Genomic DNA, 26,441 nt, shown 5'->3' with positions numbered 1-26,441 from the left:
CATCGTGGGGAGACTCCGCGACGTCTTGGCGCTTCCGTCCGATGCGACTAACGCTGGAGCCCGTTCCGCTCCGACAGGCCTGGATACAGCATGGCGTTGCACGATCTGGACGGCGAACGGGATGAGGCTTCGAGCCCGCCTATCGATCTTCGCTCGGCCCTGGATGCCAGCGCCCTTCCCACGCTGCTGATCGACCAATCCAAGACGACGATCGTTGCGGCCAATCCCGCTTTTGCCCGGTTGACTGGCCACGATACCGGGGATCTCGTCGGACGCGATGCCCATCTGCTTCTCGGTGCCAATACCGACAAGGACGCTCGCGCCGCTTTCGCCGCTGCGTTGGCAGGGACGCGGCCGGAGGGAATCGAGGTGCTGGCCTGGCGCAGGAACGGCTCGACCTTCTGGGCCGAGATCTTCGCAGCCCGCCTGCCCGATACCGACCTTCTCCTCGTCCAGGTGATCGACGTGACCAGGCGGAGGGATGCGGAGGGTGCGCTGGCTTTGTCGCGGCAACGCGAGGCGCTGGGCCTGCTCACGAACAGCGTCGCTCACGAGTTCAACAACTTCCTGCAGATCCTCATCGGCTATATCGACGGGCTGAAGCGACGTCTCGGCGACCGCGAGGAACCCTTCATCCAACGGGCGGTGATACGCTCCACCGACGCGGTGGAGCGGGCGACGATCCTGACGCGCCAGCTTCTGACCTTCTCGCGGCGGATCGCGCCGGATGTCCGCCCGGTCGATATGAATGCTCTCATCACCGCCTTCGCCGCGCGCATGCAAGCGACGCTTCCCCCGGGGGTCACCCTGACGATCCGCACCGCACCGGACCTGCCAAACGGGCTCACCAACCCGACTCAGGTGGATCTGGCCCTGTCCCATATCGTCGCCAACGCCTGCGAGGCGATGCCGTCCGGCGGAAGCATCGAGATCGCGAGTTTCCTGGTGCCTCCGAGCGACCCGGCGATCCGCCGCCCGGGCGACGGTGCGGTCGGTCTTTCCGTCCGCGATACCGGGCACGGGATGACACCGGAGATGGCGGCACGGGCGCTCGCGCCCTTCATCACGACGCGCGAGGCCGGACGGGGAGCGGGGCTCGCCATCGTCCACGGCCTGGTGAAGCGTCAGAACGGGACCGTGTCTCTCGACAGCAAGCCCGGCGAGGGAACGACGGTCCGGATGATTTTTCCCGCCGCTCTCTGAAATGCACCGGCTTTCTCAAGTCTCGCCGTCATTACAAAAGCAGGGCGCGGCCGGACTAAAACTCGTCGTCGAACGTCACCATATAAGATCCGGCATTCCCGCCGGGACTCTCTCAGACTTCGTTCAGAGGCGTATTCATGTTCATCCCCTCCACGCGTCGCACCCGCGCCGCGACCGTCTTCGCGCTCGCCGCGATGCTGGCCGTTGCTGCGCCCGTTGCCGAGGCCCGTCCAGGCGGCGGCGGTGGCATGGGCTCGCGCGGCTCGAAGACCTACAACGCGCCTTCGTCCACGAACACGGCGCCGAGCGCTGCGCCGATCCAGCGCTCGCAGACGCAGCCCGGTTCGACCATGGGTAATCCCGGCATGACGAGCGCTGCTACGCAGCGTCCTCGCTTCGGTGGCGGCTTCATGGCCGGCCTTCTCGGCGCCGGCCTCCTTGGAGCGCTCCTGGGTGGTGGCTTCTTCGGTGGTCTCGGCGGCATCGCCTCGATGATCGGCCTGCTGCTGCAGGTCGGCCTCATCGTGATGGTCGTCGCCTTCGCGGTGCGATGGTTCCGTCGCCGTCAGGGCAATCCGGCTCCCGCCGGCATGGCCCGCTCCAGCATGTCGGGCAATTCGAACCCGTCGGGCTACGGCTCGACGCCCGGCGTGGGTGCTGGTCCCGCCATGGGCGCCGGTTCGGCCATGGGTGCTGCTCCGCGCGGCGCGCCGCAGCCGACGGTCGGCAAGGTCGATATCGGCCCGGGCGACTTCCAGAGCTTCGAGATCGCTCTGAATGACGTGCAGGCGGCCTATGGCCGTGGCGACGTCGCTGCGTTGCGCAACCTCGCGACACCGGAAATGGCAGGCTACTTTGCCGATGAGCTGCGTGGCAACGAATCCCGCGGGGTCGTCAATCGGATCTCGAACGTGAAGCTTCTGCAGGGCGACCTGTCGGAATCATGGAGCGAGGGCCGCATGGAATACGCCACGGTGGCGATGCGCTACGCCATTACCGACGTGACGATCGACCTTCGGACCAACCAGACCGTCGAGACCGGCGAGCCGGAGGCCCTGGAGTTGTGGACCTTCGTGCGCGAGCGCGGCGGGCGCTGGATCCTCTCGGCGATCCAGCAGGGTCGCTGATCGCCTCACTGGTTTGACGGAATCGAAAGGGCCGCGCGGTGCAAACCGCGCGGCCTTTTCTCATGAAGCCTACGCGCAGGATCAGGCGGCGCGCTTCTGATAATCCTTGATGTCGGTAAAGCGGACCTTCGGCGCGCGTTCTTCCTCGTAGCGGAGGGAGAAGGCGGTGGTCGCCATGAAGACGGGCGCGCCGTCGAGATCGCTCGCCATGGCAGAGCCATGAGTACCTATGAAGGAATCGAGGTCGGTTTCCACATCCGATTCGATCCAGCGGCAGATCGAGAAGCGCGTCGGCTCATAATCGATGGGGAGGCCATACTCGGCCTGGAGCCGCTCCTTCAGCACGTCGAGCTGCAGCGCACCGACGACGCCGACGATGGCCTGTGAGCCGTCATGCGGACGGAACACCTGGACGACGCCTTCCTCGCCCATCTGCTGAAGCGCTTCCCGCAGCTTCTTCGCCTTCATCGCATCGGTGAGCTTGATACGGCGCAGAATTTCCGGCGCGAAGCTCGGCACGCCGCGGAACACGATCTCCTCGCCCTCGGTGAGCGTATCGCCGATGCGCAGGGTGCCGTGGTTGGGGATGCCGACCACATCGCCGGCAAAGGCCTCGTCGGCGATGGCTCGGTCCTGCGCGAAGAAGAATTGCGGCGCGGACAGCGACATCGGCTTGCCGGTGCGCACGAGCTTCGCTTTCATCCCGCGGCTGAGCCTGCCCGAGCAGACCCGCATGAAGGCGATGCGGTCGCGATGGTTGGGATCCATGTTCGCCTGGATCTTGAAGACGAACCCGGTCATTTTCGGCTCGGTCGGCTCCACCAGGCGCTTGTCGCAATCCTGGCCGCGTGGCGGCGGCGCGAAGCGGGCGAGCCCGTCGATGAGATCGCGCACGCCGAAATTGCGCAGGGCCGAGCCGAAAAAGACCGGCGTGAGGTGCCCTTCGCGAAACGCCTCGAGATCGAACCGCTTGAGGCCGGATTCGGCGAGCTCCGCCTCCTCCCGCCACGTGGCCACCTCGCCTTCCTCGGTGAGGAGCTGGTCGAAGAGCGGATCGTCCACGCCGGACACGGCCACGGTGCCGGCGTCGTCCGCCGCGTCGAGCCGGCGAACACGACCATTGCCGAGGTCGTAGGTGCCGGCAAAGCTCCGCCCCCGGCCGATGGGCCAAGTGACCGGAGCTACATCGAGCGCCAGGGTCTTCTCGATTTCGTCGAGAAGTTCGAACGGATCGCGCGCCTCACGGTCGAGCTTGTTGATGAAGGTGACGATGGGGATGTCGCGCAGGCGGCAGACCTCGAACAGCTTACGCGTGCGCGCCTCGATGCCCTTGGCGGCGTCGATCACCATCACCGCCGAATCGACGGCCGTCAGGGTGCGGTAGGTATCCTCCGAGAAGTCCTCGTGGCCCGGCGTGTCGAGCAGGTTGAAGACGCAGTCGCCATACTCGAAGGTCATCACCGAGGTGACGACCGAGATGCCGCGCTCCTTCTCGATTCCCATCCAGTCGGACCGAGTCGAGACGCGGTTGCGCTTCGCCTTGACCTCGCCCGCGAGCTGGATCGCGCCGCCGAACAGGAGCAGCTTCTCGGTGAGCGTGGTCTTGCCCGCATCAGGGTGGGAGATGATCGCGAAGGTACGGCGGCGGGCGACGGGATCCTGCGCCTTGCCGGCGGAATCCTTCCCGGTCGCGTCCTTGGGTTCTGTCTGCATCAACATCGCGGGCGGTTGCTTCTCTCGTCCGCCGGGGCGGGCTTGTCTGTACAAGGTCGGGGGCGTGCCCCGTCTGTAATGCGAACGGGGACCGGGCGAAAGCGCGGGGCCTCAGCCCCTCCCGATATAGGGCATCTTCGTCGCCATCACGGTCATGAACTGCACGTTGGCGTCGAGGGGCAGCCCGGCCATGTAGAGTACCGCATCCGCCACGTGACGGGCGTCCATGACCGGCTCGACTTTCAGCGACCCGTCGGGCTGGCGGATACCGGCCGCCATCGGCTTGGTCATATCCGTCTCGGCATTGCCGATATCGATCTGCCCACAGGCGATGTCATGGTCGCGTCCATCGAGTGAGGTTGACCGCGTGAGGCCGGTGATCGCGTGTTTCGTCGCCGTATAGGGCGCCGAATTCGGACGCGGCACCTGGGCCGAGATGGACCCGTTATTGATGATGCGGCCGCCGCGCGGGTTCTGCGCCTTCATCATCCGGAAGGCGCCCTGCGTGCACAGGAACGCGCCGGTGAGGTTTGCATCCACGACGGCCTGCCATTGCGCCAGGCTGAGTTCGTCCAGCGGCACGGAAGGTGCGAACAGGCCGGCATTGTTGAACAAGAGATCGAGGCGACCGAACCGCGTCTTCACCTCGGCGAAGAGATGCCCGACTGCTGGGGCATCGCCGACATCGGTCTCCACTGCCATGGCCTCAGCCCCAAGCGCACGCGCGGCATCCGCTACCTCATCGAGCGGCCCCCGTCGACGCCCGGCCAAAGCCAGATCGAACCCGGCTCGTGCGAGTCCGAGCGAGACCGCCCGGCCGATCCCGGACCCCGCCCCTGTGACGATCGCGATCCGCTTCGACATGCGCGCTCTCCATTTCCTGGTCGGCCGGAGCGAACAGGCTGTTGCAACGGGCCGACGCGGCGTCTAGACAACGCGCGGCCTTGCGTCGATGGGGCGTCGCCAAGTGGTAAGGCAGCGGTTTTTGGTACCGCCATTCGGAGGTTCGAATCCTCCCGCCCCAGCCATCCACGCAAATGGGCCGGCTCGTGAGCGCCTGATGGGCGCCGCTTGAGCGTAGGTGATACGTCTTCCACGTCGAAGGACGACATTTACTCAACAAAACCAAGCCCCATGGGAAGCCGAGCCGGTCAAACTGGTGATCAAGGCGCAATGCTTTGGCCATCAGCGGCCGAGACTGACTGCCATCCTTTCGGTCCGCTGACTCCAATTGAGTTTCGAGCCACATCAAGCGGTTACTCGATCATGGAAAGCCGAGGGCGTGCATGGGGCACAGCAGACCTGGGCTCAAGTCCTATGAGAGACTTTAATCCTGTAGGCAGGATATTTCGTATTAATCGACATTAAAACTGGAATTTTTCTGCTTTGAATAGCATTTTAATGCGGCTAGGGATGAATTGCTTCGCCAGCCAACGAAACCGATTTGTGAGTTCACCATGGTACCAGCTGCTTTCACAGCCGGCCTCGGAGTCGGCCTTTCCTTTCTTTTGGGGCCGAATATCGGAGCCATCGCTCTGATTCCCGTCCTCGTTCTCTGCGTCGTCCGCCTTTTCGGGGAAAAGGTTCTGCGGATGATGGAGGACTGAGAGAGCGACGGGATCTCATCTCGTGGTCATTCGGAAATACTGAGACCGCCAGCGCGTCGCGAGTGGATGCTGTGTGACACGTCTCGCCTTTGAAGGCCGAACACGTCACCCCCAAGCGTCCTCGGCATGTCGAAGACGAGTAATGACTTCCGCGACGATCATGGACGCCGCGTACTGATCCTCGATGCAAGAGGCGTTTCTCAGCCCGTCGATCAGACCGTTGATCGTTCGCCCACCGGGCGAAGTACACTGCCACATGTTTTGCCCGCCTGCACCGGGATCGTCCCGATTCAACAGATGAACTGGTCGCTCAGCGGCCATTGCCGAGATCCGTGGCAACAGAGGGTGTCGGTTTCTCGGGTGTTGCTCCGGCTTTGGGCTATGCATCGGGACGACTTCCCTGAAGACATCCTAAGGCCCAGCAAGTTCGATGCCGGCGAGGGGTATCGTCAGGTTGGCGCCGTTCCTATCGTCACCACGATATCGGCGGGGTGTCGAAAAATCATGTCGGGGCGAGCGGTTACCAGCGCGTCTCCTCGCGTATATCCCCAGGTCACGGCTCCAAAATCGCACGATGCCGCCTTGGCCGCATCGTGATCCCGCAATTCGTCGCCGATATAGATGGCACCGCCAAGCGATCCCTCCCGTCGCATCACTGCGTTCAGGCGCTTGGCCTTACCGAACATTGAGGCGCCGCAGGCGTAATGCCGGAAGCGCAGGGCGCAGGGTCCGAGGACATGCCGGACATTGGCTTCGCTGTTCGAACTGACGATGGCGAGGGTGACGCCTGCTTCGTCGAGGCTGCAGAGCATGTCCCGTATCCCGGGAAACAGCGAGATCGTGGCGATGTCGCGCGACGCGAGTCCGTGCATGTGCCGCGTGATGAACGGCAACTTCCAGGGCGATACGCCGAGCTCACGAATGAGGGCGCGGGCCGAAAGACCCCGTAGCGCATCGGTCTCGGCCGGATCGATCTGCCGGAAACGATAGCGAACAGCGACGTCGTTGATAACGCTGCAGAACCACGGGAACGTGTCGGCAAGCGTCCCGTCGAAGTCGAAGATGGCAAGCTTGTAGGATGTGCGCATCACGCCGGTGGGTCGCCCGTTATGGTTCAGCTCCCCTGAGGAAAAGGAACCTCAGGCGGCCCCGAAGCCGGCGCCACGCAGTAATGCGGACAGACCTCGATGAGTCGAACCCATCGAGGTCTGGAAGGACCGCGTCAGGCCGCCTTCGACGCGGTGCGCGTCGGGTAGTCGATATACCCTTCCGGTCCCTGGCTGTACCAGGTCGATTGCTCGTCCTTGTTGAGCGGCACATGCTCCGCGATCCGCTCGACGAGATCGGGGTTGGCGATGAACGGCCGGCCGAACGCGATGGCGTCGGCTTTGCCCTCGGCGAGGGCGGCCTCGGCGGCGGCCGGATCGTAATCCGAATTGAGGATCAGCGGGCCGCCGAAAGCCTTCCGCATCACGGGCGCGACCGGCGAATGGTTCGGCTTGCCGAAGGTCCCGTTCGGGCCGGGTTCGCGCAGTTCGAGGAAAGCGATACCGATCTTGCCGAGCGCGGCGGCAGCGGCCCCGAACAGAGCGTCCGGATTCGAATCGTCCACGCCTTGGATCTCGCCGTTCGGTGACAGGCGCACGCCCGTGCGGTCCTTCCCGATGGCGTCGGCCACTGTCTGGGTGACCTCCGTCAACAGGCGAATGCGGTTCTCGACAGAGCCGCCATAGCGGTCATCACGGTGATTGCTGTTGTCACGTAGGAACTGGTCGATGAGGTAGCCATTCGCCGCGTGGATCTGCACACCGTCGAACCCGGCCGCGATGGCATTGCGCGCGGCGCGGTCATAATCGGCGAGGAGACGCGGGATCTCTTCGATCGGCAGGGCACGCGCCTGGGCGTAGGGCTTCTTGCCCTCGTAGGTATGGGCGTGGTCCGGCGCAGTAGTGGCGGAAGACGAGATCGGCGCCTTCCCGCCATTGAAGCTCGGATGGACGATGCGGCCCATATGCCAGAGCTGGCAGACGATTCGGCCTCCGGCCTCGTGAACTGCCTTCACGACGAGCTTCCAGGCTTCGACCTGCTCGTCAGACCAGATACCCGGCGCGAAGGGCCAACCGAGCCCTTCCTGGCTAATGCCCGTCGCCTCGGTGAGGATCACGCCCGCGCTCGCCCGCTGCCTGTAATAATCGACCATGATCGGGGTCGGTACATGCTCCCTCGTGGCGCGGGCACGGGTGAGCGGCGCCATGAAGATGCGGTTCTTCGAGTCGATCGCGCCGATGCGGATCGGATCGTGCAGTGAGGGCATGAAGATCTCTCGTCAGACTACGACAATGGAGACGCGACCGCTTCGGCCGCGCCTTCGTTGCCCGTAGGTATGGCGCTGACGGGAGACCGTCAGGGGGACGGCCGGAGCATCGGACACCGCCTGTGCGCCGCCGCACGCCACCACGCACGGGATCATCACCCCGGCAATCACCTTTCCGGCATCTGCCTGAGCTTTGGCTCCGCGAACGCCCTTCCGATAGAGACTCAGAGGTGGGCCAGCACTGCGAGCAGGAGCAGGGCAATGATGTTCGTGATCTTGATCGCGGGATTCACGGCAGGGCCGGCCGTGTCCTTGTAGGGGTCGCCCACGGTGTCGCCGGTCACCGCCGCCTTGTGCGCATCGGAGCCTTTGCCACCGTGATGACCGTCCTCGATGTACTTCTTGGCGTTGTCCCAGGCGCCGCCGCCGGATGTCATCGAGATCGCTACGTAGAGCCCGGTCAGGATCACACCCAGCAGGGATGCACCCACCGTGGCGAAGGCCTGGTCCTTGCCGGCAATCGCCTGGATCACGAAGAAGATGACGATGGGCGAAAGAACCGGCAGGAGCGACGGGACGATCATCTCCTTGATCGCCGCGCGGGTGAGCATGTCGACGGCCCGCCCGTAATCCGGTCGGTCGGTGCCCGCCATGATGCCGGGCTTTTCGCGGAACTGGCGCCGCACCTCCTCGACCACGGCGCCGGCCGCACGGCCGACCGCCGTCATCGCCATGCCGCCGAACAGGAACGGGATGAGCCCGCCGAGCAGGAGGCCGACGACGACGTAGGGGTTCGACAGGGAGAAATCGACGCTCACGCCCTGGAAGAAGCGGTACTGGGTCGGGCTTGCATTGGCGATGAAGTAGTTGAGGTCGCTGGTATAGGCGGCGAACAAGACGAGGGCGCCGAGACCGGCCGAGCCGATGGCATAGCCCTTGGTGACAGCCTTCGTGGTGTTGCCAACGGCATCGAGCGCGTCGGTGGACTTGCGGACCTCCGGCGGCAGACCGGCCATCTCGGCGATACCGCCGGCATTGTCGGTGACGGGACCGAACGCGTCGAGGGCGACGATGAACCCGGCCAGCGCGAGCATGGCCGTGACCGCGATGGCGATGCCGAAGAGGCCCGCCAGCGAATAGGTGGCAATGATGCCCGCCACGATGACGAGCGCCGGCAGCGCCGTCGATTCCAGCGAGATCGCGAGCCCCTGGATCACGTTGGTGCCGTGACCCGTGACGGAGGCGTCGGCGATCGACTTCACCGGGCGGAAATTCGTGCCGGTGTAGTATTCGGTGATGACGACGATGAGCGCCGTGATGACGAGGCCGATCACCGCGCAGCCGAACAATCCGCCTGAGGTGAAGGTGACGCCGGCATTCGTCTTGAACTCGGTGGCGAATCCACCGAACAGCGCAAAATTGACCAGCGCGATGGCGACGATGGAGAGCGCGCCCGCGGTGATGAGACCCTTGTAGAGCGCACCCATGATCGACTGGTTGGCGCCGAGCCGAACGGCGTAAGTACCGGCGATCGAGGTGAGGATGCAGGCCGAACCAATGGCCAACGGATAGAGCAGCATCGCCTCCAGCACGTTGCGTCCGGCGATATCGGTCTGACCGGCGAAGAAGATCGCGGCGAGCACCATGGTGGCGACGACGGTCACCGCGTAGGTCTCGAACAGGTCGGCCGCCATGCCGGCGCAATCGCCGACATTGTCACCGACATTGTCGGCGATTGTGGCCGGGTTGCGCGGATCGTCTTCCGGAATCCCGGCTTCGACCTTGCCGACGAGGTCGCCGCCGACATCGGCGCCCTTAGTGAAGATACCGCCTCCCAGACGGGCGAAGATCGAGATCAGCGAGGCGCCGAAGCCGAGCGCCACCAGGGAATCGATGACTTCACGGCTGGCGGGCGCGAGGCCCGAAACGCGGGTGAGGAAGGTGTAGTAGAGCGCGACCCCAAGGAGCGCGAGACCCGCCACGAACATGCCGGTAACGGCACCGGACTTGAATGCGACGTCGAGCCCAGCCCCCAGGGAGGTGGAGGCCGCCTGCGCCGTCCGGACATTGGCGCGCACCGACACGTTCATGCCGATGAAGCCGGCCGCTCCGGAGAGGACCGCGCCGATGAGGAAGCCGATGGCGACCTTCAGTCCGAGAAAATAGGCGAGCGCCACGAACAGAACTACGCCAACGATGCCGATGGTAGCGTATTGCCGGCGCAGGTAGGCCTGTGCCCCTTCCGCAATCGCCCCGGCGATCTCTTGCATCCGCTGGGTGCCCGCGTCGCGTTTCATCACGTCGTTGATCGTGATGATTCCGTAGGCGACGGCGCATAGTCCGCCCAGGATGATAAGCAACAATGCGGTCATTCTACCGTCCTTGCGTTGTTATCGTGATGACGTAGCTCGGCTGGTTATGGGACGAGACGCTTGATGCGTTTTAGGCATTCCCTCCCTGGGATGCCTGCTCTGATTGCCAAACTTCCGCGGCAAGAGCAAATCCTGCTTAGCTCTTTCATTTGCGATTATTTTTGCGTTGCACAATTCACTAAGCGCTTGATTGAAATCACTCGCATTCGAACCTCTTCGTCTCTTACCGAACTCGTAACGCAGCGCAGCGAAACTTTACGCATTGATTCACGCTAGGGTATCGATTCCCATGGATTGGGACGGTTTCAAAAAGGTGGGAACACGTTATTTCCTGAAGCCATGACCCAGTCGGAACAACCGCCACCGGACACGGCCCTGACCCGGCTCAGCCTCGCCCTCGACGGGGTACCCCAACGGGGTTTGCCGCCCGTCGAGCGATGGAACCCACCCTATTGCGGTGAAATCGACATGCGGATCGCCGCGGATGGAACGTGGTTCCATAACGGCTCACCGATCCGCCGCCCGGCCCTCGTCAAGCTGTTCTCCTCTATCCTCCGGCGAGAGCCCGATGGCCGCATCGTGCTGGTGACGCCGGTGGAGAGCGTGGGAATCGTGGTGGACGATGCGCCCTTCGCCGCAGTGGAGATGGCGGTGGAAGGTGAGGGCGAGACCCGGCGCATCGCGTTCCGCACGAATGTCGACGATCTCGTGACCGTCGATGCCGATCATGCTCTGAGGTTCGAGGAGGGCGGGGATGGCGGTCTACGCCCCTATATCCATATCCGCCGTGGCCTCTGGGCACTGCTTACCCGCGCAACGACCTACGACCTGCTGGCGCTGGGTGAGGAACGCCTGGTCGATGGTGTGTCGTGGTTCGGCATCGCCGCCGGCGGCGGGTTTCACCCTATCGCTCGCAGCGAAGGCGCATGAGCTTCGACGCGCTGTCGGACCTGCTCGACAGGGCCGGGCGGGGCCTCTCCCCTACTCCACCCAAAGCCGACGACCCCGTTTCGAACCCGCGCGGCGACCACGACCTCGATCCAGCCGGCATCGCGACCCCTCCGGTAAAACCGCACCGGTCAGCAGCGGTCCTGGTGCCTATCGTCGTCAGGAACGAGGAACTGGCGGTGCTCTTCACCGTGCGGGCATCGCACCTGCGCGACCATTCCGGTCAGATCGCCTTTCCAGGTGGCAAGATCGAACCCTCGGACCGGGACCCGGCGGATGCCGCCCTGCGCGAAGCCCGAGAGGAGATCGGCCTTCGGCCTGACGACATCCGCATCCTCGGCTATCTCGACCCCTATCTGTCGGCGACGGGATTCCTCGTGGTCCCGGTGGTGGGGCTCTGCACCGAAGAAGTCCGGCTCGCCCCAGATCCGGCGGAGGTGGCGGAGGTGTTCGAAGTCCCGCTGGGCCGCCTGATGGACCCGGTCCGTCGGCGCCTCGGCGTCGGGCTATGGCAGGATCGCCCGCGACGCTACTACGCCATCCCCTTCGGCGACCGCATGATCTGGGGTGTGACGGCGGGGATCGTGAACAATCTCCACGAACGCCTGTTTCCGTGACATGACGGCCTTCCCTCGCCCAGCGAAAGCTCCATGATCCGCCGCCTCGTCGAAGAAGTCCTGATCTTCCTGTTGCCCTTCATTTTGTTCGGCCTCTATCTCACGATCAGAGGCCGCAACCCGAGCCACGGCGCTCATTGGGAAGGGTTCGTGTTTCGACTGACCATGGGAGGGCTCGCTCTGGTGATCCTATCCTTCATCATTGCCGGTCTGGCGGGCGAGAAGCATCGCGGCGGCTACGTCCCACCCAGGATCGAAAACGGACAGGTCGTTCCGGGCCATTTCCAATGACTGGTCGCGATCTCCGGTGGGAGGGGCTCAATGCCCTTCTCGTGGATCCAGCCGTCTCGCACGTGCTTTCCGTGCTGAAGGCGGATGGGGAGGAAACACGGATCGTCGGGGGCTCAGTGCGCGATGCCCTGCTCGGCCAGGTGGGATCGGACATCGATCTCGCCACCACTCTTCTGCCGCAGGAGACGATTCGGCGCGCGGCGGCTGGTTCCCTCCGGGCGATCCCAACGGGCATCGAGCATGGAACGATCACCCTGCTCCATGCCGGACGGGCCTTCGAGGTGACCACCCTGCGGGAGGATGTCGAGACCGACGGCCGGCACGCGGTGGTCAGGTTCGGACGGGACTTTTCCCGTGACGCAGAGCGTCGCGACTTCACCATCAACGCCCTGTCCCTGAGCGTTGATGGCGAACTCCACGACACGACCGGAGGCGGAGAGGATCTCCGGGTGGGCCGCGTCCGTTTCATCGGTGAAGCGGCGACCCGCATCCGCGAGGACGCCCTGCGCATCCTGCGCTTCTTCCGCTTCCACGCCCGTTACGGGATCGGAGCGCCGGACGCGGATGGCCTGCAGGCCGCGCGCGATGCGGCGGAAGCGCTCGATACCCTCTCGCGGGAACGGGTCCGTGCGGAATTTCTGAAACTCTTGGAAGCGCCAGGCGCCGTCGAGGCGGTCGCGGAAATGAAGAAGGCCGGGCTGCTCGCGCGCATCATCGGTGCCGAGGGTCACGTCGATCGCCTGGAACGCGCCATCGCATCGACGTCAGATCATGGCGGCTCGATGATGGCAGTGAACTCGCTCGCGGCCTTGGCCGTCGACAACGACGACGATGCGGACCGTCTGCGACAGAAGCTGCGATTACCGAACGAGGAGCATGCCCGTTTGAGCGCCTACGCGGCTGCACGACGGGCCATCGCGCGCCTGCAGCACGTGGGAGCCATCGAGATGCGTCGGCTCGCGGCGACAGAGGATCTACTCGGCTTGGCGCTGGTCATCGCCGTCATGGATGAGACGAACGTGAACCGAATCGACACGGAGGCTCGCCGCGAACTGAGCGGCCTGCTCGATGGCACGTCTGCCGCGCCGACCTTTCCCCTCAGCGGGGGCGACCTCATCACGGCAGGCATCCCGCCAGGCCGTTCAGTGGGTCGGGGTCTCTCCGCGAGCCGCTCTCTCTGGCTCGAGCGGGGATGTCTTACCGGGGAGGAGGAGCGCGCCCTCCTCCTCGACCATGCGGTGACTCACGCCCGCTCGGGTGACTGAGCGTAGCGAAGGACGTTAGAAATTGAGGGCGACCTTGGCGTCCTGAAGCTGGACGATCTGGCCGGTGATCTCGTCCTTCTTGGCAAAATCCTCGGTGGCGTCGCGCTGCAATTCGAGGGCGGCGATGTCCTTGTCGAGCGAATCGGGCGTGATCTCCTCGAACGGGTTGGCACGCTCTGCGATCACGGTGACCATGGTCGGTCCGATATCGGCGAAGCCGCCGCGCACGAGAACGCGCTTACCGGCATGGCCGGCCTCGTTGATGACGATCACGCCGACCTTGAGCGCCGTCAGGACGGGGGCATGGCCCGGAAGAACGGTCATCTCCCCTTCGATGCCGGGAAGCTGCACGGCCTCGATCTGGCCGGAATAGACCGTCCGCTCGGGACCGACGAAATCGAACTGGAAGGTGGCCATGGCGAGGGAGGTCCCGCTTCGGGTTGTCGTGTTGGAAAAGCGGCGCGGTCCCGAGAAGGCCGCGCCGTGATTGTCGGGTCAGGCCGTCCGCCATTTCGGCGGAAGGCCTTGGCGTTCGATGGATCAGGCCGCAGCCGCGATCTTCTTCGCCTTCTCCTTGGCGTCCTCGATCGTGCCGACCATGTAGAACGCCGCCTCCGGCAGGTCGTCGTAATCGCCGTTCACGAGGCCCTTGAAGCCCTTGATCGTGTCGGCCAGCGGGACCTGGATGCCGGGCGAGCCGGTGAAGATCTCGGCTACCGAGAAGGGCTGCGAGAAGAAGCGCTCGATCTTGCGGGCGCGGGCAACGGTGAGCTTGTCCTCTTCCGAGAGCTCATCCATGCCCAGGATCGCGATGATGTCCTGCAGGGCCTTGTAGCGCTGCAGGGTCTGCTGGACGCGGCGGGCGACGTCGTAATGCTCCTCACCGAGGACGGCGGGGTTGAGCATGCGCGACGTTGAGTCCAGCGGATCCACGGCCGGGTAGATGCCCTTCTCGGCGATGGAGCGGGAGAGCACAGTGGTGGCGTCCAAGTGGGCGAACGAGGCGGCGGGCGCCGGATCGGTCAGATCGTCGGCCGGCACGTAGATGGCCTGCACCGAGGTGATCGAGCCCTTGGTCGTGGTGGTGATGCGCTCCTGCAGGGCACCCATGTCCGTGGCCAGCGTCGGCTGGTAGCCCACGGCGGAGGGGATACGGCCGAGGAGAGCCGACACTTCCGAACCGGCCTGGGTGAAGCGGAAGATGTTGTCCACGAAGAACAGCACGTCCTGGCCCTGATCGCGGAAATCCTCGGCGATGGTGAGGCCGGTGAGAGCGACACGCGAGCGGGCACCGGGGGACTCGTTCATCTGGCCGTAGACGAGCGCGCACTTGGAGCCTTCGGCCGAGCCGTTGTTCTCCTTCGGGTCCATGTTGACCTTGGACTCGATCATCTCGTGGTAGAGATCGTTGCCCTCGCGGGTGCGCTCACCGACGCCGGCGAACACCGAGTAGCCCGAGTGCACCTTGGCGATGTTGTTGATGAGCTCCATGATCAGCACGGTCTTGCCGACGCCGGCGCCGCCGAACAGGCCGATCTTGCCGCCCTTGGCGTAGGGGGCGAGGAGATCGACCACCTTGATGCCGGTGACCAGGATCTGCGACTCGGTGGACTGCTCGGCGTAGGACGGCGCGGGCTGGTGGATGGCGCGCAGGGTGTCCGACTGGATCGGGCCGGCTTCGTCGATCGGCTCGCCGATGACGTTCATGATGCGGCCGAGGGTGTTGAAGCCGACCGGCACCTTGATGGCCTCGCCGGTGTCGGTGACTTCCTGGCCACGAACGAGGCCTTCCGACGTGTCCATGGCGACGCAGCGCACGGTGCTCTCACCGAGCTGCATGGCCACTTCGAGGACGAGGCGGTTGCCGTTGTTCTTGGTCTCGAGGGCGTTGAGGATCTCCGGCAGGTGGCCGTCGAAGTGAACGTCGACCACGGGGCCGATGACCTGGGTGATCTTGCCGACCTTGTTGGAGCCGGCGCCGGGGAGAGCGGTGTTCGCCATGTTACGGGTCCTTCGAATATGTTGCGGTCAGGGCGACGGGGAGCGCTTAGAGCGCTTCGGCACCCGAGATGATTTCGATGAGTTCCTTGGTGATCATGGCCTGACGCGTGCGGTTGTAGATCTGCGTCTGCTTCTTGATCATCTCGCCCGCGTTGCGCGTGGCGGAATCCATGGCACCGGTACGTGCGCCCTGCTCGGAGGCCGCGTTCTCGAGGAGCGCGCGGAACACCTGGACGGTGAGGTTGCGCGGCAGGAGCGTGTCGAGGATCGCTTCCTCGCTCGGCTCGAACTCCAGAGCTGCATCCGGAGCGGTACCGCCGGCTGCGGGCAGCTCGGCTGGGATGAGCTTCTGGGCGGTCGGCACCTGGGCGATGACGGAGCGGAAGCGCGAATAGAACAGCGTCGCCACGTCGAACTCGCCGTCATCGAAACGCGAGATGATGCTCTGCGCGATCTCGGCAGCGAACTCGTAATCCACCGGCTTGTTGCCGCGCAGGTCACGGCTCTCGATGATCTGGTCGCGATACTGGCGACGCAGGAGGTCGTAGCCCTTCTTGCCGACCGTGACGATCTTCACCGTCTTGCCTTCGGCCGTCAGCGTGCGGATGTGCTCGCGGGCCAGACGCACGATCGACGAGTTGAAGCCGCCGCAGAGGCCGCGGTCAGCCGTGCAGACGACCAGCAGGTGAACCTTGTCGGCGCCCGTGCCGGACAGGAGCTTCGGTCCCTGGACACCGCCGACGAGGTTCGCGGCGAGGTTGCCGAGCACCTGGGACATCTTCTCGGCATAGGGACGGGCATTCTCAGCGGCATTCTGGGCGCGCCGCAACTTGGCGGCGGCGACCATCTGCATCGCTTTGGTGATCTTCTGCGTGCCCTTCACCGAAGCGATGCGGTTACGCAGATCCTTCAAACTCGCCATGGGGTGACTTCCAGATCCGTTCGGTGCGGTTCGACGCCATCTCTCTTCCCCTTGAGTGGGGAAGAGCCGGAGGTGGGGGTGGTGTCGAAGAGGTCTCGGCCGGTCCGGCACACCTCCACCCCAGTCCCCTCCCCGCTAAGAGAGGGGATTCATCGACTGGCTTTAGGCCAGCGACTTGGCGACGCTCTCGACGACGCCCTTCAGCGTCTTCGCGCTGTCGTCGGACAGATCCTTCGAGTCACGGATCTTGGTGAGCAGATCGGCGTGCTTGGTGCGCAGGGTCGAGAGCAGCGCGTCCTCGAAGGGACGGACCTTCGACACGGGCAGTGCATCGAGATAGCCGTTCACGCCGGCATAGATCACCGCGACCTGCTCTTCCATCTTCAGCGGCGAGAATTGCGGCTGCTTCAGGAGCTCGGTGAGGCGCGAGCCACGGTTCAGGAGCTTCTGGGTCGACGCATCGAGATCAGAGCCGAACTGTGCGAAGGCGGCCATCTCGCGGTACTGGGCGAGCTCACCCTTGATCTTACCGGCGACCTTCTTCATCGCCTTCGTCTGGGCCGACGAGCCCACGCGGGACACCGAGAGGCCTACGTTCACCGCCGGACGGATGCCCTGGTAGAACAGGTCGGTCTCGAGGAAGATCTGACCGTCGGTGATCGAGATCACATTGGTCGGGATGTAGGCCGAGACGTCGTTGGCCTGGGTCTCGATGACCGGAAGCGCGGTCAGTGATCCGTTACCGGCCGCATCGCCCATCTTGGCGGCGCGCTCGAGCAGGCGCGAGTGCAGGTAGAACACGTCGCCGGGATAAGCTTCGCGGCCCGGCGGGCGGCGCAGCAGCAGCGACATCTGGCGGTAGGCGACGGCCTGCTTGGAGAGATCGTCATACACGATCACGGCGTGCATGGCGTTGTCGCGGAAATACTCGCCCATGGCGCAGCCGGCGAAGGGGGCGATGAACTGCATCGGCGCAGCGTCCGAAGCGGTCGCGGCGATGACGATGGAGTATTCGAGCGCGCCGTTGTCTTCGAGCGACTTCACGAACTGTGCGACGGTGGAGCGCTTCTGACCGATTGCGACGTAGACGCAATAGAGCTTGGCGTTCTCGTCGGTGCCGGCATGAGCCGGCTTCTGGTTCAGGATCGTATCGAGGGCGATGGCGGTCTTGCCGGTCTGGCGATCGCCGATGATCAGCTCGCGCTGGCCGCGGCCGACGGGGATCAGGGCGTCGATGGCCTTGAGGCCAGTGGCCATCGGCTCGTGAACCGACTTGCGCGGAATGATGCCGGGAGCCTTCACGTCGACGCGGCGACGCTCGGTGGTGGCGATGGGGCCCTTGCCGTCGATCGGGTTGCCGAGGGCGTCGACGACGCGGCCGAGCAGCGCCTTACCGACCGGAACGTCCACGATAGCGCCGGTGCGCTTGACGGTCTGGCCTTCCTTGATGTCGCGATCCGACCCGAAGATCACGATGCCGACGTTGTCCTGCTCGAGGTTGAGGGCCATGCCGCGCACGCCCGACTCGAACTCGACCATCTCACCGGCCTGGACGCTGTCGAGCCCGTAGGCGCGGGCGATACCGTCACCGACGGAGAGCACTTGGCCCACCTCGGTTACCTCGGCTTCCTGGCCGAAATTCTTGATCTGCTCTTTCAGGATCGCGGAGATCTCGGCAGCGCGGATGTCCATCGTCTGGCCTCTTTAAATCGAAACGAAGTTGCTGTGGAGAAACGGGAGCGGGCCTGCGCCGAAGCGCCGACCTCAGGCTTCCCGCATCGCGAGTCGAATACCGTTGAGCTTGGTACGCAGGGATGCATCCACCATCCGGCTGCCGATCTTGACGATGAGACCGCCGATCAGGGCCGGGTCGACGCGCAGATCGAGGTCGATCTCCGAACGAGCCACATCGCGCAGGGACGCCTTGATCTCTTCGAGAACGGCATCCGACGGGCGTTCGGCCACGGTCACCTCGGCACGTACGATCCCCTTCGATTCCGCCACCAAACGGCGGAAGGCGCGGATCATGTCGGGCAGCGCGAAAAGACGGCGGTTGGAGGCCGCGAGCCGGATGAAGTTCGCGCCGAGGCCGGTGAGACCGGCCTTGTCGAGGATGGCGCCGATGGCGGCTTCCTGCTGCTCACCGGTGAAAACCGGGCTGCGAACGAGGCGAGCCAGATCGGGGCTCTCCTTGAGAAGGGAATCAAAGCTCTGCAGGGTCGCCGCGACCGCATCGATCTGGCGCTCGTCGCGGGCCAGCTCGAACAGTGCGGAGGCATAGCGACCTGCTACGCCTGCAACCGGGGAACCCGCCTCGGAACTGGTCTGCGCCACGCGCCACTCTCTCTTTTAATCCGGCCCGAGGTTCCGGCCCGTGACACCGTTCTCGGCGTCGGCTCTGAAACCGTCAGGAATGGGAACCGCCTCGAAATACAGGTCTGAAACCCGTCCTCCCGGCGCGGCGAGGGCCTAGCATGCGTGTTGGGGAGGCGCAAGACGAAGACGAGCCTGCATAAGCTTGTGCGGCGCGCGGTCGTGCACTCATGTCCAATCCGCGAGAACGATGGCGAAGGTGAGGCGTCAGGCCGCCGGCGAAAGTTCAGGCCGTCAGCAGGCGATCTGATCGCAGCGACGCATGGCCCCGATCATCCGAGCGAGGGATTTCGCACCCGGATGTCCGAGAAGGCCGGTATTGCCGAGCACATAGGAGGGAGTCGCCACGAGACCGAGATCGGCCGCCATGCGCATCTGCGCCTTCAACGCGAGACGCACCTCGTCGCTATCGGCGATCGTCTCGAGCTCCGAGGCGGGGACGCCCAAGGTGGCGGCGACCTGAAGCGCGCCGGTACCGTCGATCCGGCCGGGTCTGGCGAGCAGCTTCTGATAGAGCGTCCAGGCGGCGGCCGACCCCATCTTGCGCTGGATCGCCAATGCGACCTTCGCCGCCTGAGCCGATTGAGGCGAGAGAATCGGATTGTTGATAAGCCCGATTCGCAAAGCGGTATCGCTCGCGGCGAGAGACGTCATGTCGATCGCCGCCTTCCGGCAATACGGACAATTGTAGTCGAAGAACTCGTAGAGCGTGATCTCCGCCTCGCGGGCCCCCACATAGGTGACGCCCTTCAGAGCAGGAATTTCCCCGACGATTTCACCCGGGAGCCGGGTGTTCGCGATTGGCCGGCCATCGTCGTTATCGACCTTGAAGGTCTGGCCGTAGCCCTGGGCATGGCCGCCGCGGAGTGACGCGACAAGGAAAGCCAGGCTCGTGGAACCGGCCAGGAACTTTCGACGGTCGATGGACATGCGAACGGGGCCTCGAAGGTGCGGGATCACCGATCATTCGGCGTCGCGTGTCGCGCCTCTTAATCCCGGTTCGAGATGGTATCCAGACCGTTGCCCCCCCCGGGGGGAGTGCTCGCTCCGGAGGTCGCACGCATCCCGTCGATGAAATATTGTTCTAACTCCTCACAGAGAGTACCTCGAACGATCCCCCCTCATATTCCAAGCAAAATCCGTGTATTCTGAGGCAGTGCGCATATCCGATAAATTTTCTGGCAGATTAAAATGAAATATACAGTGTATAGATTGAGCCGTACTGCGATAAACTAGAAGCATCTTGGAGTTTTGCGCGCCAGAATTAAGCAACAATATTTATTCGTAATCTTTATAGCGCAGCCGTGACGGAAATTTTCTAGTTTTCGTAATCCGTCGCAGGGATTGTTAACTCAATTGATAGGGAATCTCCTATATCGAATGACACAGGGCTGAGCGCGGCGGCCCGCCACAACCCTTACGCGTCAAATAGGGTGATGAACTTTTTTTCGAATACCGATTTCCGCTCACGGATCGCCGCATTGGATCGTTCGCAAGCGGTCATCGAGTTCGATACCGATGGCACCGTACTGACTGCAAACCGGAATTTTCTCGCCGCGATCAGCTACGAATTGTCCGAGATCCAGGGCAAGCATCACAGCCTTTTCGTCGAGCCGGCGTTTCGGGAGAGCCAGGATTACAAAGCCTTCTGGAGCGCGTTGGCCGCCGGCACCTTCCAGTCCGGCGAGTTCAAGCGCATCGGCAAGGGCGGGCGCGAGATCTGGTTGCAGGCCACCTACAATCCCATCCTCGGTCGCAATGGAAAGACCGAGAAGATCGTCAAGTTCTCATCCGACATCACCGAGCGCGTGATGCGCTCGATCAACCATGAGGGCCAGATCAAAGCCCTCGACCGCTCGCAGGCGGTCATCGAGTTCGCCCTCGACGGCACCATCCTCACGGCCAACCGGAACTTCCTCGACGTGATGGGCTACGACCTGTCCGAGATTCAGGGCCAGCCCCACAGCATGTTCGTCGGTCCCGATCTGAGGGCAAGCGCGGCGTACAGGCGCTTCTGGGATGAACTCGGCCGAGGTGAGTATCAGGCCGACGAGTATCGGCGGATCGCAAAGGGTGGCCGCGAGGTCTTCATCCAGGGGACCTACAACCCAATCTTCGACCGCGACGGACGCCCGCTGAAGGTCGTCAAATTCTGCATCGACGTCACGCGGCAGGTGCTGGAGCGCCAGCGCCGCGCCGCTCTGCAGATCTCCATTGCCACCGACCTCAACGCCATCGCCGGTGCCGCTTCGGGCGCGTCGCTACAGGCCGGTCAAGCCGCTCAGGCCTCGACTCAGGTCTCTTGCGACATCCAGACCGTGGCGTCCGGCGCCGAAGAGCTCGCGGCCTCGGTGTCCGAGATCAGCATGCAGGTGACCCACGCCTCCGAGATCTCCAGTCAGGCGGTCAAGCAGGCCGAGAAAACCAGCACCATCATCGCCGGTCTCTCGGGCGCGGCGACCCGGATCGGCGAAGTCGTCGTCTTGATCCAGGGCATCGCCGCGCAAACCAATTTGCTCGCCCTCAATGCGACGATCGAGGCGGCACGGGCGGGAGAAGCGGGTCGGGGCTTCGCCGTGGTCGCGACCGAGGTGAAGGCTTTGGCCGCCCAGACCTCCAAGGCGACCGAGCAGATCAGCGCTCAGATCATGTCGACCCAGCAAGCGACTCAGGATGCGGTGGGTGCCATCACCTCGATCCAGGACACGATCATGACCCTGAACGAAGTCGCGAGCGCGATCTCGGCGGCGGTCGAAGAGCAGAGCGCGGTGACCCGCGAGATGTCGGCGAGCATGCAGACCGCCTCCAACGGCGTGGGCCAGATCACTAGCAGCCTCAGTGAGATTGCCCGCTCCACCGAAGAGGTCGATTCGGCCACTCAGAAGGTCAGGGTCGCCTCTCAGGAAGCTGCCTAAGTTCCCAATGCCGGTCCCTCGACGCTTCGCTCCAACGACGTCCGCGCCCTCCTTTGGCCGGGGGCGAAGCGCCTAACGCATTGCTCCCGGCCGGTCGCCTATCGCCCAGGCAAGCGCCTGTTCCAGCCGATCGTTACCCCAGAACAGCTCGCCATCGCCGGTCAGGAAGGTCGGGGCGCCGAAGATGCCGCGCGAGCGTGCCTCTTCGCCGTTGACGCGCAGACGCCCCTTGTTGCCCTCCAGGGCCGCAGCCTTGAGGATCACGGTGCCATCGAGACCGAGCCCGTTGAGGACCCCCACGATGGCCGGCGGTTCGGCGATGGAGCGCCCCAGAGAGAACTGGGTCTCGTAGACGGCTTTCGAGAACGGAACGAGCCAGTCGTGATCCATGCCGTAGGTGGCTGCACGGGTCGCGCTCAAGCTGTTCTGCGGGAAAGGGTCGGGCCGCTTCAACGGAGGCAGGCCTTGCCTCGCCGCCTCGCGCTCCACATCCCGCCACATATGCCGTCCCTTGGCCGGAAAGAGATTGAAGGGCGAGGAATTCCAGCCCTGGCTGGCGAAGATCGGACCAAGGAGGAAGGGCCGCCAGCGCACTTCGACGCCGGCGGCTTCCGCCATCTCGTCGATCCGCATGGCCGCCAGGTAGGAATACGTGGAAGAGAACTCGTACCAGAATTCGAGGGTCGGCCGTCGCGGCATTCGTCGAATCTCCGGCGTGGGGTGACAAGCGAGGTTGAATTACGCAGTTTCGGCCGTTGGGGCCAGGGCAGCAACGGGCTCCGCTGACGCGGTGGTGGAAAGCGGGAGCGAACACCTCTGCAACGTCTCCTGCGGCATGCCGGTTGCACGACGCGGCTGTCGGCTGATAAGTCGCCCCGACTCCACGAGAACCGAAGCGAGCCCGATGTCAGACGTGAATCCGAAGCCCGTCAACAAGGTCGTGCTCGCCTATTCCGGTGGCCTCGACACCTCGATCATCCTGAAATGGCTGCAGACCACCTATGGCTGCGAGGTCATCACCTTCACGGCCGATCTGGGACAGGGCGAGGAGCTTGAGCCGGCGCGCAAGAAGGCTGAGCTGCTCGGCATCAAGCCGGAAAACATCTTCATCGAGGACCTGCGCGAGGAATTCGTGCGCGACTACGTCTTCCCGATGTTCCGCGCCAACGCGGTCTACGAGGGCGTCTATCTCCTCGGCACCTCCATCGCCCGCCCGCTCATCGCCAAGAAGCAGATCGAGATCGCCGAACGTCTCGGCGCCGATGCGGTCTGTCACGGCGCCACCGGTAAGGGCAACGATCAGGTCCGGTTCGAGCTCGGGTATTATGCCTTGAAGCCCGATGTGACCGTCATCGCCCCCTGGCGCGAATGGGATCTCAAGAGCCGCGAACAACTGATCGCTTTCGCCGAGCAGCACCAGATTCCGATCTCCAAGGACAAGCGCGGCGAGAGCCCGTTCTCCGTGGACGCGAACCTTCTTCACGCCTCCTCCGAGGGCAAGGTTCTGGAGGACCCGGCCGATGAGGTGCCGGATTACGTCTATTCCCGTACGCTTTCGCCCGAAGAGGCCCCCGACACTCCGACCATCGTCACGATCGGCTTCGAGAAGGGCGACGCGGTCTCCATCGATGGCGAGCGCCTCACGCCTGCCACCCTATTAGCCAAGCTCAACCAGCTCGGTCATGACAACGGCATCGGCCGCCTCGACCTCGTGGAGAACCGCTTCGTCGGCATGAAGAGCCGGGGCATGTACGAGACGCCGGGCGGCACGATCCTGCTGCCGGCCCACAGGGCCATCGAGTCGATCACGCTGGATCGCGGCGCGGCGCACCTCAAGGACCAGATCATGCCGCAATATTCGGAGCTGATCTATAATGGCTTCTGGTTCTCGCCGGAGCGCGAGATGCTCCAGGCCCTCATCGACAAGAGCCAGGAGATGGTCACCGGCGAGGTTCGGCTGAAGCTCTACAAGGGCGGCATCCACGTCATCGGCCGCACCAGCCCGAACTCGCTCTACGACCAGGACCTCGTCACCTTCGAGGAGGGCGCCGTGGCCTACGACCACCGCGACGCGGCGGGCTTCATCAAGCTCAACGCCCTGCGGCTGCGCACCTTGGCTCAGCGCAAGAAGAAGCTCGGGGCATAGGCCTCGGGATCCACCCCTCCCCCGTCGCGGGGAGGGGTTTACGCAGCGCTTAGACGGCGGACCAGCGGTTGCCCGCCTTACCGAAGGGGCCGGGGCCGAGATCGCCGTAGCGCAGGAAGATCTGCAGGGCCGGCTGCATCTCGTGATGCACCGCCGGTATTTCGGTCCCCGCTCCATAAGGCTCGGCCGTGTCGAAGGCCGGCACGTCGCGGCCGTCGTCCCAGACGATGTTCAGCTTCCTCACCAGCGCCAGATGCTCGGCCGTCACATCGAAGGTGACGTGCTCGGGCGTCTCGCCCGTCCCTTCGTCGCGAAACACGTCGCCGACATCGTCCGACGAAAGCTTGGCCAGGGTGTTGTGATACGCGTAGCGGCCCGGCTTCAACACGGCATTGTGGATGAAGACCGCGAGCGCGTCGCCGAGCGCCCGGTGTTCCTCGTCCGCCCCATCATCGTCGCCGGTGACGTTGAAGATGTCGCCGTCACGGTCGGTGCTGCCATAGGGTGCGTCGGGATGCACGATGGGCGCGCCTTGCCCGGCCGGGTTCCAGGCCACCACCATCCGGCGGATCAGGGCGATCCGCTCGAGGGTGAGGTCGAAGGTTGTGCTGTCGGCCATGTCGCGTCCGCTATCGGTGTTGTATTCGTCGTGTCTCGCATCCGCCCCATCACGGGCCGGCCCCGGCCGCCTGCCGGAGAATGGATGGCTCTATGACATGTGTTGCGGCAAGCCTCCACGTGTCTGGATTCAGCGAAGGCAGCCCATCAATCCACCGACCCCATTCATCCGCCCCTGGATGCGGGTGGCGACCGCACGCACTCCGCGAGATGGCAGGGCCGCATTGCGTTGGATCGGGTTCGGCAGAACGGCGGCGAGCAGGCTCGCCTCGCTGCGGTTGAGGTTCCGCGCGCTCTTTCCGAACCAGCGCTGCGCCGCCGCCTCGGCTCCGTACACACCGTCCCCCCATTCGGCGATATTCAGATAGATCTCCATCATGCGCCGCTTGCCCCATAGGGTGTCGGCGATAACGGCGAGGGGAATCTCCATTCCTTTGCGGATGACCGAACGGCCGGGCCAGAGGAACACGTTCTTCACCGTCTGCATGGAGATCGTCGAGGCGCCGCGGCTAGGCCCCTCGTCGTCATCCACCACGTCGCGCAGGGCGCCCCAATCGACGCCGTTATGTAGGCAGAAGCGCTGATCCTCCGAAGCGATGACGGCCTGGACCAGGAGCGGGGAGATCGCGTCCAGGGTGACCGCTTCGCGGCTCACGGGTTTGCCGGTCAACCATCGCGCCAGCATCAGGGTTGAGGGCGGCGTCAGCGCACTATAGACGAGCCCCAGAACAAGAATCAGGGCCAGCAACATGACGGGGAGCAGCATGAAGAGGCCGACCAGCCGCCTCACCCAATGCTTCCTTCGTCCTTGGCGGATGGAATCGAGATCGCGCGCATGGCGTGATCGCGAATCGCTGTCATCTGCCGCACCGTCGCGCCGTTCCTGAATCCGTACCTCCCGCACAACGACGCGCCCATTCTTGACCAAGGCCCTTCTTACGATGACCTCACCAAAAGCATCCCACGCTTCGGTCAAGGCGGACGCATCTCAAGCGTTTTCCCACAAGCTTTCGAGCGTGGCCGACGCCGTCGAGGCGTTTCTGGCCGAACGCCTCGGTCCCGAGACGCAGACGGGCGAGATCACGCGTCCCACGCGGCTGATGGAGGCCATGCGCCATGCCGTGCTCGGCGGCGGCAAGCGTCTGCGCCCGTTCCTGGCGGTGGAGACGGCGCGGATGCTGGGCGGCTCCGAGGCCGGGGCGCTGGCCGCCGGTTCGGCCATTGAGCTCGTCCATTGCTACTCCCTCGTCCACGACGACATGCCGGCCATGGACGACGACGACATGCGCCGGGGCAAGCCTACGGTCCACAAGGCCTATGACGAGGCGACCGCCATCCTCGTCGGCGACGCGCTGCAGACGCTGGCCTTCGAGATTCTGGCAGATGCGACCTGGCAGCCGGATCCGTCGATCCGTGCCGACCTCGTTCTCGGCCTTGCAAAGGCGTCCGGCCTCGGCGGCATGGTCGGCGGCCAGATCCTCGATCTCGGGGCGGAAGGTCGGTTCGGCGCCGTTTCCCTCGATGTCGAGGACACGCTGCAGCTTCAGGCGATGAAGACCGGCGCCATCCTGGCCTTCTCGGTGGATGCGGGTGCCCTTGTGGGCGGTGCGACGTCGGATCAGCGTACCTCCCTATGGCGCTACGGCCTCGCCTTGGGCCAAGCTTTCCAGATCGCCGACGATATCCTCGACCGCGAAGCCTCTCCCGAAGCGATGGGCAAAGCCACCGGCAAGGATAAGGATGCCGGAAAGGCGACCCTCGTCGATCGTCTCGGCATCGACGGCGCCCGGGCGGAATGCGACCGCCTCGTCGGCATGTGCGAAGAGGCCGTTTCTTCCTGGGGCGACAAAGCCCAGACACTGCGCGAAGCGGCACGCTTCACGGTCGCCCGCAAAGTGTGATGCGATCGCCCCACTGAACTCTGCCGCGATGTTGCATTGCGGCAGGTCCGTGATATCAGGCCTTCATGCATCTCAAACGGTTCATCGATTTTCTCGGCCTGACGCCGC

Annotated in this window: 23 protein-coding genes and 1 tRNA gene; 10 read left to right on the top strand and 14 right to left on the bottom strand. The window is 64.4% G+C overall.

The window, feature by feature from the left end:
- Nucleotides 1-90: 90 nt before the first annotated feature.
- Both ACYQR9_RS09935 and ACYQR9_RS09930 read left to right on the top strand, forming a co-directional pair.
- Nucleotides 91-1,203 (top strand): ATP-binding protein, encoded by a 1,113-nt coding sequence (locus tag ACYQR9_RS09935; protein ID WP_461229467.1) that lies wholly within the window; start codon nucleotides 91-93, stop codon nucleotides 1,201-1,203.
- Between the two features lie 137 nt (nucleotides 1,204-1,340).
- Complete coding sequence (locus ACYQR9_RS09930; RefSeq protein WP_461229466.1) at nucleotides 1,341-2,330, top strand: TIM44-like domain-containing protein; 990 nt, start codon at nucleotides 1,341-1,343, stop codon at nucleotides 2,328-2,330.
- An 81-nt stretch (nucleotides 2,331-2,411) separates the two neighbouring features.
- Here ACYQR9_RS09930 and ACYQR9_RS09925 read toward each other — a convergent pair whose 3' ends face one another.
- Together ACYQR9_RS09925 and ACYQR9_RS09920 are read right to left on the bottom strand one after the other, a co-directional pair.
- The gene (locus ACYQR9_RS09925; RefSeq protein WP_461229465.1) at nucleotides 2,412-4,049 is read right to left on the bottom strand and encodes a peptide chain release factor 3; all 1,638 of its coding nucleotides are present in this window, start codon (nucleotides 4,047-4,049) and stop codon (nucleotides 2,412-2,414) included.
- A 105-nt stretch (nucleotides 4,050-4,154) separates the two neighbouring features.
- Nucleotides 4,155-4,907 carry an SDR family oxidoreductase gene (locus tag ACYQR9_RS09920; RefSeq protein ID WP_461229463.1) on the bottom strand — a complete coding sequence of 251 codons (753 nt, stop codon included), beginning with the start codon at nucleotides 4,905-4,907 and terminating at the stop codon, nucleotides 4,155-4,157.
- Nucleotides 4,908-4,996: 89 nt separating this feature from the next.
- Here ACYQR9_RS09920 and ACYQR9_RS09915 point away from each other — a divergent pair.
- Nucleotides 4,997-5,071: transfer RNA gene (locus ACYQR9_RS09915), tRNA-Gln, on the top strand.
- A gap of 1,028 nt (nucleotides 5,072-6,099) precedes the next feature.
- On the opposite strand, the gene ACYQR9_RS09910 is transcribed toward ACYQR9_RS09915, so the two are convergent.
- The 3 genes from ACYQR9_RS09910 to ACYQR9_RS09900 form a co-directional block, all read right to left on the bottom strand.
- Nucleotides 6,100-6,738 (bottom strand): HAD hydrolase-like protein, encoded by a 639-nt coding sequence (locus ACYQR9_RS09910; RefSeq protein WP_461229767.1) that lies wholly within the window; start codon nucleotides 6,736-6,738, stop codon nucleotides 6,100-6,102.
- 134 nt (nucleotides 6,739-6,872) lie between these two features.
- Nucleotides 6,873-7,964: an alkene reductase gene (locus ACYQR9_RS09905; protein WP_461229462.1), complete on the bottom strand. Its 1,092-nt coding sequence runs from the start codon at nucleotides 7,962-7,964 to the stop codon at nucleotides 6,873-6,875.
- Between the two features lie 224 nt (nucleotides 7,965-8,188).
- Nucleotides 8,189-10,336 (bottom strand): sodium-translocating pyrophosphatase, encoded by a 2,148-nt coding sequence (locus ACYQR9_RS09900; protein WP_461229461.1) that lies wholly within the window; start codon nucleotides 10,334-10,336, stop codon nucleotides 8,189-8,191.
- 339 nt (nucleotides 10,337-10,675) lie between these two features.
- On the opposite strand from ACYQR9_RS09900, the gene ACYQR9_RS09895 reads away from it, so the two are divergent.
- From ACYQR9_RS09895 to ACYQR9_RS09880, 4 genes are read left to right on the top strand one after another with little or no spacing between them, the layout of a single operon-like run.
- Nucleotides 10,676-11,266, top strand: a complete 591-nt coding sequence (locus tag ACYQR9_RS09895) for a DUF1285 domain-containing protein (protein WP_461229460.1) — start codon at nucleotides 10,676-10,678, stop codon at nucleotides 11,264-11,266.
- Complete coding sequence (locus ACYQR9_RS09890) at nucleotides 11,263-11,901, top strand: CoA pyrophosphatase (protein WP_461229459.1); 639 nt, start codon at nucleotides 11,263-11,265, stop codon at nucleotides 11,899-11,901. The genes ACYQR9_RS09895 and ACYQR9_RS09890 overlap by 4 nt, the downstream gene beginning before the upstream one ends.
- A 33-nt stretch (nucleotides 11,902-11,934) precedes the next feature.
- Nucleotides 11,935-12,192 (top strand): DUF6111 family protein, encoded by a 258-nt coding sequence (locus ACYQR9_RS09885; protein WP_056431227.1) that lies wholly within the window; start codon nucleotides 11,935-11,937, stop codon nucleotides 12,190-12,192.
- The gene (locus tag ACYQR9_RS09880; RefSeq protein ID WP_461229458.1) at nucleotides 12,189-13,457 is read left to right on the top strand and encodes a CCA tRNA nucleotidyltransferase; all 1,269 of its coding nucleotides are present in this window, start codon (nucleotides 12,189-12,191) and stop codon (nucleotides 13,455-13,457) included. Before ACYQR9_RS09885 ends, ACYQR9_RS09880 begins: the two co-directional genes overlap by 4 nt.
- A gap of 15 nt (nucleotides 13,458-13,472) precedes the next feature.
- Here the strand turns inward: ACYQR9_RS09880 and atpC are convergent, their stop codons facing one another.
- The 6 genes from atpC to ACYQR9_RS09850 form a co-directional block, all read right to left on the bottom strand.
- Nucleotides 13,473-13,874 (bottom strand): ATP synthase F1 subunit epsilon, encoded by a 402-nt coding sequence (atpC, locus tag ACYQR9_RS09875; RefSeq protein WP_056431232.1) that lies wholly within the window; start codon nucleotides 13,872-13,874, stop codon nucleotides 13,473-13,475.
- A gap of 123 nt (nucleotides 13,875-13,997) precedes the next feature.
- Entirely contained in the window at nucleotides 13,998-15,458 is a 1,461-nt protein-coding gene (gene atpD / locus ACYQR9_RS09870; protein WP_018044914.1) for a F0F1 ATP synthase subunit beta, read from the bottom strand.
- Between the two features lie 46 nt (nucleotides 15,459-15,504).
- Nucleotides 15,505-16,380 carry a F0F1 ATP synthase subunit gamma gene (locus tag ACYQR9_RS09865; protein ID WP_018044915.1) on the bottom strand — a complete coding sequence of 292 codons (876 nt, stop codon included), beginning with the start codon at nucleotides 16,378-16,380 and terminating at the stop codon, nucleotides 15,505-15,507.
- Between the two features lie 162 nt (nucleotides 16,381-16,542).
- The gene (gene atpA, locus ACYQR9_RS09860) at nucleotides 16,543-18,072 is read right to left on the bottom strand and encodes a F0F1 ATP synthase subunit alpha (protein ID WP_056452095.1); all 1,530 of its coding nucleotides are present in this window, start codon (nucleotides 18,070-18,072) and stop codon (nucleotides 16,543-16,545) included.
- Between the two features lie 72 nt (nucleotides 18,073-18,144).
- Complete coding sequence (locus ACYQR9_RS09855; protein ID WP_056431239.1) at nucleotides 18,145-18,714, bottom strand: F0F1 ATP synthase subunit delta; 570 nt, start codon at nucleotides 18,712-18,714, stop codon at nucleotides 18,145-18,147.
- A gap of 273 nt (nucleotides 18,715-18,987) precedes the next feature.
- On the bottom strand, nucleotides 18,988-19,683 hold the full coding sequence (locus tag ACYQR9_RS09850) for a DsbA family protein (protein WP_461229457.1): 696 nt from the start codon (nucleotides 19,681-19,683) through the stop codon (nucleotides 18,988-18,990).
- A gap of 506 nt (nucleotides 19,684-20,189) precedes the next feature.
- On the opposite strand from ACYQR9_RS09850, the gene ACYQR9_RS09845 reads away from it, so the two are divergent.
- Complete coding sequence (locus ACYQR9_RS09845; RefSeq protein ID WP_461229456.1) at nucleotides 20,190-21,668, top strand: methyl-accepting chemotaxis protein; 1,479 nt, start codon at nucleotides 20,190-20,192, stop codon at nucleotides 21,666-21,668.
- 72 nt (nucleotides 21,669-21,740) lie between these two features.
- Here ACYQR9_RS09845 and ACYQR9_RS09840 read toward each other — a convergent pair whose 3' ends face one another.
- Complete coding sequence (locus tag ACYQR9_RS09840) at nucleotides 21,741-22,367, bottom strand: 2-hydroxychromene-2-carboxylate isomerase (RefSeq protein ID WP_056431249.1); 627 nt, start codon at nucleotides 22,365-22,367, stop codon at nucleotides 21,741-21,743.
- A gap of 205 nt (nucleotides 22,368-22,572) precedes the next feature.
- Here ACYQR9_RS09840 and ACYQR9_RS09835 point away from each other — a divergent pair, with 205 nt between their 5' ends.
- Nucleotides 22,573-23,814: an argininosuccinate synthase gene (locus tag ACYQR9_RS09835; RefSeq protein WP_207411586.1), complete on the top strand. Its 1,242-nt coding sequence runs from the start codon at nucleotides 22,573-22,575 to the stop codon at nucleotides 23,812-23,814.
- A 49-nt stretch (nucleotides 23,815-23,863) separates the two neighbouring features.
- Here the strand turns inward: ACYQR9_RS09835 and ACYQR9_RS09830 are convergent, their stop codons facing one another.
- Both ACYQR9_RS09830 and mtgA read right to left on the bottom strand, forming a co-directional pair.
- Complete coding sequence (locus ACYQR9_RS09830) at nucleotides 23,864-24,433, bottom strand: hypothetical protein (protein WP_207411585.1); 570 nt, start codon at nucleotides 24,431-24,433, stop codon at nucleotides 23,864-23,866.
- Between the two features lie 129 nt (nucleotides 24,434-24,562).
- On the bottom strand, nucleotides 24,563-25,360 hold the full coding sequence (gene mtgA / locus ACYQR9_RS09825; protein ID WP_082469949.1) for a monofunctional biosynthetic peptidoglycan transglycosylase: 798 nt from the start codon (nucleotides 25,358-25,360) through the stop codon (nucleotides 24,563-24,565).
- Between the two features lie 13 nt (nucleotides 25,361-25,373).
- On the opposite strand from mtgA, the gene ACYQR9_RS09820 reads away from it, so the two are divergent.
- A complete protein-coding gene (locus ACYQR9_RS09820; RefSeq protein WP_461229455.1) occupies nucleotides 25,374-26,333 on the top strand; it encodes a polyprenyl synthetase family protein in 960 nt (319 codons plus the stop codon).
- Nucleotides 26,334-26,441 lie beyond the last annotated feature (108 nt).

It is taken from the genome of Methylobacterium sp. CM6241, assembly GCF_054817845.1.
The sequence above is the reverse complement of the archived record's forward strand: the minus strand, read 5'-3'. Positions and strand labels throughout refer to the sequence as shown.